This is a genomic window from Streptomyces torulosus (genome assembly GCF_001419765.1).
Lineage (GTDB): Bacteria > Actinomycetota > Actinomycetes > Streptomycetales > Streptomycetaceae > Streptomyces > Streptomyces torulosus.
In genome coordinates this window covers 1-6,113 of record NZ_LIRK01000667.1, presented here as the reverse complement: position 1 = coordinate 6,113, position 6,113 = coordinate 1, and the positions used below count along the sequence as shown (strand labels likewise).

The 6,113-nt window shown below is 74.4% G+C and carries 2 protein-coding genes; both read right to left on the bottom strand.

The genetic code is table 11. From position 1 onward, the window contains the following. On the bottom strand, positions 1 to 2,546 hold a 2,546-nt coding region (locus tag AOK23_RS36945; RefSeq protein WP_276205790.1), incomplete at its 3' end, for a beta-ketoacyl synthase N-terminal-like domain-containing protein. Positions 2,547 to 2,580: 34 nt separating this feature from the next. Next, the coding region (locus tag AOK23_RS36940; protein WP_157878261.1) for an SDR family oxidoreductase at positions 2,581 to 6,113 on the bottom strand (3,533 nt) is incomplete at its 5' end.

Sequence of the window (6,113 nt, the reverse complement as noted above, 5' to 3'; positions counted from 1 at the left end):
TCGCCCAGCAGCCGGCCGGCGACGAAGGGGCCCCCGTCGTGGTCGTCCTCCACCGTGAACCGCCCCTGACCGTCGACGCGGCACACCACGCGGGACGCGCCGGAGGGGATCAGCGGGCGGTGGAACAGCAGGTCCCGTACTCCGTGGAAGGGTTCGCCGCGCAGCGCTGCCCCTTCGCGCAGGAACTCCAGCCACGCCACCCCGGGCAGCATGATCCGGCGGTAGACGGCGTGCTGTGCGAGGGGCGCCTCGCCCGGTCCGAAGACCCGCGCGAAGACGTAACCGCCGGGGCCCTCGTCCCGCACGAGTTCGGCGGGCGCGCCGGGTTCGGGTGAGCGCAGCGGCTCGCGCAGGTCCAGGGCCCGGCCGCGCGGCTGGGCCGACGGCAGCAGGCGGGTGCGCCACGCGGTGTCCCCCTGGTACGCGGCCCAGTCGATGTCCTGGCCCGCCGTGAAGAGGCCGGCGGTGATCGCGGCGAGTTCCGCGGCGACCTCCCGGTCGTCGTGGGCGCGGGCCAGGCGTGCGATCAACTCGTCGTCGGCTGCCGGTTCGTACTCGGCTCCGGGGGCCGGGTCGCCGTCGCGGCGGAGGACGTCGGCGAGTGCCTCCTCCAGGGGAACGCGGCCCCAGGCGAAGTCGCGGAGCGCCTCCCAGCCCGCGGGCAGGTCGACCGCGGCCTCCGGCACTCCCGCGTCCCGCAACGCCACGGTGAGGGCGATCCCCTCGCTGATCCGGAGGAGTTCACCGGAGAAGTCGGCCAGGCGCACCCCGGTCGCCGTCTCGAAGAGGCCCATGATCTCGTGCACGGCCGGCACCGAGCGGTCGAGCACCCCCAGCCAGCCGGGGGTTGCCTCGTCCGACGAGGGGCGGACCCGTACGGTGGTCCGTGTGGCGGTTCGTCCGGCGGTCCGTACGGCGGTTTCCCCGGGCGGGGCGGCGTCCGGGGCCTCGGGGCGGAGGAGCCAGGCGCGCAGGGCGGACGCCAGCTCCGTCGCGTCGGCCCCGGTGACGGCGACCCGCGTGGCACGGTGCGGACGGGCCAGCCTCGCGGTGGCGCACACGTCGTCCAGGTCACCGGTCACGGTGGGCAGGAACTCGATCCACTGCGCGACCAGTTCCCGCAGCGCGTACGGGGTGTCGGCGGAGAGGGGCAGCACTTGAGGTGCCACCCGCGCCGCCGTCGTACGGGACGGCACGGACGCGTGGTCCTCCTCGTGGGAGGCCGGGGGTACGGCTTCGGCGACGACGTGCGCGTTCGTCCCGCCGAAACCGAAGCCGCTCACCGCGGCGCGCCGCACGGGGGCCTCGGGCCAGGCGCCGGGCGTGGCGGGCAGGTGGAAGGGGCTGTCGGCCAGGTTGAGGCGGGGGTTGGGGTCCTCCACGGTGAGCGCGGGGACGATGCCGTCGCGGAGCATGACGATCAGCTTCGCGAGGCCCGCCAGACCCGCCGCCGAGTGCAGATGGCCGATACGGCGCTTGAGGGAGCCGAGCGCCACGGAGTTGCGGGGTACGCCGTGCCGGCCGAACACCTCGGTGAGGGCCCGCGCCTCGATGGGGTCGCCGATGGCGGTGCCGGTGCCGTGGGCCTCGACGTACTGCACGGACAGCGGGTCGATGCGCTCGTACACCTTGCCCAGCAGTTCGACCTGGGCCTCCAGGTTCGGCGAGGTGACGCCCATGGTGCGGCCGTCGTTGTTGACCGCGCTCGCGGCGATCGCGCCGAGGATCAGGTCGCCGTCGGCCCGTGCCGCTCTCATCGGCTTCAGGACGAGGGCGACGGCGCCCTCGCCGGGCACATAGCCGTCGGCCCTGCGGTCGAAGGTCCGGCACAGGCCCGCCGGGGACAGGGCGCCGGTGCGGGAGAGCAGGACGAAGGTGAGCGGGTCGATCAGCAGGTCGACGGCGCCGACGACGGCCAGCTCGCAGGCCCCCGCCGTGAGGCTCTGACAGGCCAGCCACACGGCCGTCAGGGAGGAGGAGCAGGCGGTGTCGACGACGAGGCCGGGACCTGCGAGGTCGAACCGGTCGGACAGCCAGGCCGCCATGAAGTTCTGCGACCGCCCCCAGAGGGAGGCGGGGCGCGGCCCGTCGCCGGGGCCGGCCATCGGGCCGTCGGACGGTCCTCGTGTGCCGTCGGCGCCGAGGCCGCGACCGTGGTCGAAGCCGTACGCGTTCATGCGGGCGCCGACGAACACGCCCGCGTCGAGGCGCCGACGGGTCCTCAGATAGCCGGAGTCCTCCAGCGCCCGGGCTCCGACCTCCAGCATCACCCGCTGCTGCGGGTCGAGGAGTACGGCGTCCTCGGCGGTCAGGCCGAACGCCTCGTGGTCGAAGGAGAACGGGTCCGGAAGGAAGGCGCCCCGGTGGTGCGTGCCCTGATGGGCGCCGTCACCGAGGTACAGCTCGCGCGCCCAACGGCTCGGTGGGACCTCGTCGACCTCGACGCCGTCCCGCCTCAGCAGGGTCGCGAAGTCCGTGACGTCCTCGGCCCCCGGGAGCCGCACCGCCATGCCGATCACGGCGATGCGGCCATCGAGCTCGCTCACAGCGGTCCTCTCATTCGGCTCGGTCGTCATGGCGTCACCGGTTCCGGTCGCGGGTGACGAGGGGGTGCAGCAGAGCGCTCAAGGCGGAGACTCGCCGGCCGTCCACGGCCGCGGTTCCCCTCGACTGCGTGTCCTCGGCGGGTGCCGGGGACCCCTCCGGGGCGACCGCGGCAAGACCGGCGGCGACCTCGGCGGCCGTGGGGGCCCGCATCAACAGGGACGGATCGACGGTGAGGCCGCTGCACCGCTCCAGGGCGGCGGTCAGCTCGGCGATGACCAGGGAGTCCAGTCCCAGCGCCTGGAGCGGACGGTCGCCCGGGTCCTCGCCCAGCACATGCACGAACGCGTCCCGCACATGACCCCGCATCAGCTCGTGGTTCCGTCCGCCGGCCGGCCGTGCGGCGATCACGGTACGGATCTGCGTCACCTCGTCGTACGCCCCGGACCGAGCCGCCCCTCGCGTCGCGGGAGGGTCGGCCGGTGCGGGAGCGTGCGGCGGCGCGGCTGTGGAGGCCGTGCCGGGGAAGACGACCGCGCCTCCCGACCTGATGTGGGCGAGGAACGCGTCGGCCGCCTCGTCCGCTGCGAGGGAGTGCGCGGCGGAGTACGACGCGTCCGCCTCCATGCCCGTGCCGGTCCAGTTGGGCCACGCGTGGGCGGTGACCGCGGTGACGGGGCCGTTCTCGCGCTCGGCCAGGGCGAGTTGGTAGGCGTTGGCCAGGCTGTAGTCGACCAGGCCGCGCCCGGCCCGGGGCTGGGTGCCCGCGATCGAGGACACCAGGACCGCGAAGTCGGCGCCCTCCTCCTGGGCCAGGCGTACGGCGTTCAGCGAGCCGGGGACCTTCGGGGCGACCGCTCGCGCGGCGTCGCTCCAGGGCCGGCGGTGCATCGCGCCGAACGGGTTGACCCCGCCGGAGCAGTGCACGACACCGAGCAGGCGGCCCCAACGCGCCCCGAACTCGTGCGCCGCGGCGGCCAGGGCGGAGGCGTCGGCGACGTCACAGGGCAGGTACGCCGCATCGGCCCCCTTCGCCAACTCCCGCAGCCGTGCGGCGCGGGCCTCGTCGAGGACGGACCGCCCGATGACGCCGATGTGACGGGCCCCGCCGTCGACGAGCCGCCGGATGAGATGGCGTCCGACCGCGCCGAGTCCCCCGGTCACCAGGTAATAGCCGTCACCGGAGGGCCGGTACGAGGATCCGGGCCGGGCCGCGGCCGTTCGCGGCGTGTACCGGACGCCTCGGCGGTAGGCCGCGGTCGTGCCGGGGAGAAGGTCCGTGCCCGGATCGGCGTCGGGGCCTCGGAGCAGGGCCGCGTACTCGGCGGCGATCTGCCGGGCCCGGACGTCGGCCGAGTCCGCCGGGTCCAGGTCGACGACGGCGCACCGCTTCCGGCTCTCGGCACAGGCCGCCCGTACGGCCACGGCCATGGCGGCGGCCTCCGGCCTCAGCTGTGTGCGTTCCGACCTGGCGGATGCTGACCGTCCGGGTTCCGACCGTCCATGTTCCAACCGGTCGGGCTCCGACCGCTCGTGTTCCCATCGTTCGGGTTCCAACCGTGCGCGCTCGGCCCCATGTACGACCGGATCGTGCACGGCCGCGCCGTGGTGTCCTGCCCAGAGCAGCCGCCCGTGCGCGGGCAACGCCTTGACGAGGGAGCCCAGTTCGGACCAGAACGCGCTGAGGTCGGCCGGTTCTGCGGCCTGACCGTCCGGGGGGTTCACCACGACGACGGTGTCGGCGCCCAGACCGGTCTCCTCGACGATCGCGCCCTCCTCGCGGAGCAGGGCCGTGAGGGCGGCCCGCAGGGCGGTGTCGGCGGTGACGAGGCGCACCGAGCCACGCGGCGGCCGGGCCCCGGCAAGCGGCAACTCCCGAGGGTGCCATTCGACGCGGAGCGCCTCGGGGCCGCCGTCCGCTGCGGCCGCCGTGCCGTGGGCCGTTTCGGCGATCCCCGCCGTGGCCGCGGCAGAGGCCGTTCCGTCAGGGGATGACGGTGCCGTGGCCTCGCGGGTGTGCCAGTGCTTCCGCGCGGCGAACGGGTAGGTCGGAAGGTCGGTGACGCGTGCGCCGGGCGCGGTGAGCCGGGCCCATTCGACGTGCGCGTATCCGGCTCTCACCATGGCGACGGCGGCGGTGTGGCGGTGCGGTTCCCCCGACGCGACCGTGCCGCCGAGGGCCTGTTCGGCTGTGAGCGCGCTGTCGACGCGGGCGATCGGCAGCTCGCCGGCGGCGACGGAACGCAGTGCCGCGGCGAGTTCGGCGGCGTCGCGCCCGCTGACGGCCGTCTGGAACTCCAGCGGTGAGCGTCCCACGTTGGCCGTGTGGCAGAGGTCGGCGGTCTCCCGGTCGTCGTGTGCCGCGTCGAAGCGGTCGGCGTAGGCGGCGGCGAGGGTGCGCACGGTGGGCTCGTCCGCCGCGGTGACGCGCACCAGGTGGGGGCCGTGAACGGTCCCCGTACGGGCGGGTGCGGGCGGTGGCTCCTCGACGACGACGTGGGCGTTGACTCCGCCCATGCCGAACGCGCTCACCGCGGCCCGCCGCGGCTCTCCGCCTCGCGGCCAGGGCCGGGGGCGATCGGCCAGGTAGAACGGGGTGTCCTCGAAGCGGATGTGGTCGTTGGGGCGCGTCACGTGCAGGGTCGGCGGGATCACGCCGTGCTCCATCGCCAGCAGCGCCTTGACCAGGCCCGCGAGGCCAGCCGCCGGCTCCAGATGGCCCACGTTCGACTTCAGCGAGCCGATCGCGCAGAACTGGGCGCGATCGGTGTGTTCACGCCAGGCCCGGGTCAGCCCCTCGACCTCGATCGGATCACCGAGACTCGTCCCCGTGCCGTGCGCCTCAAGGAGCCCGATCGTGTCCGGTGACACACCGGCGTCCCGCAGGGCCTCGGCCACCACTTCCCCCTGGCCGCGAGCGCTCGGCACCGTCAGTCCGCTGGTGCGGCCCCCGTGGTTGACCGCGCTCCCCCGGATCACCCCGCGTACCCGGTCCCCGTCCCGCAGGGCCGCCGCCAACGGCTTGACCACCACCGACACCACGCCCTCACCCGGTACGAACCCGTCGGCCGCCGCGTCGAAGGCACGCGACGCGCCGGTGGCGGACAGGGCCCGCAGATTCCTCATGGCCACGTAGTGCAACGGCGACATGGCGATGCGGACACCGGCGACGATCGCCTGCTCGCACTCGCCGTTGCCGATGCTGCGCACCGCGGTGTGCAGGGCCACGAGCGACGACGAGCACAGCGTGTCGACCGTCATGCTCGGGCCGCGCAGGTCCAGGAAGTGGCTGAGTCGGTTCGCGAGGAAGGCGTTGTGGTTGCCGAGGCCGCTGTGGGCGTCCAGTTCCTGCGGGATGTTGTAGTCGCGGTAGTGCTGGTAGCTGGCGCCCACGAACACCCCCGTGGACGGCGGTAGTCGGCGCGGCGGCAGACCGGCCGACTCCAGCGCCTCCCAGGTCGTCCGCAGCAGCCAGCGGGCCTGGGGGTCGAGCACCTCGGCCTGCTTGGGGAAGAAGTCGAAGAAGCGGGCGTCGAAGTCCTCGACGTCGTCGAGGACTTCGACGCCCG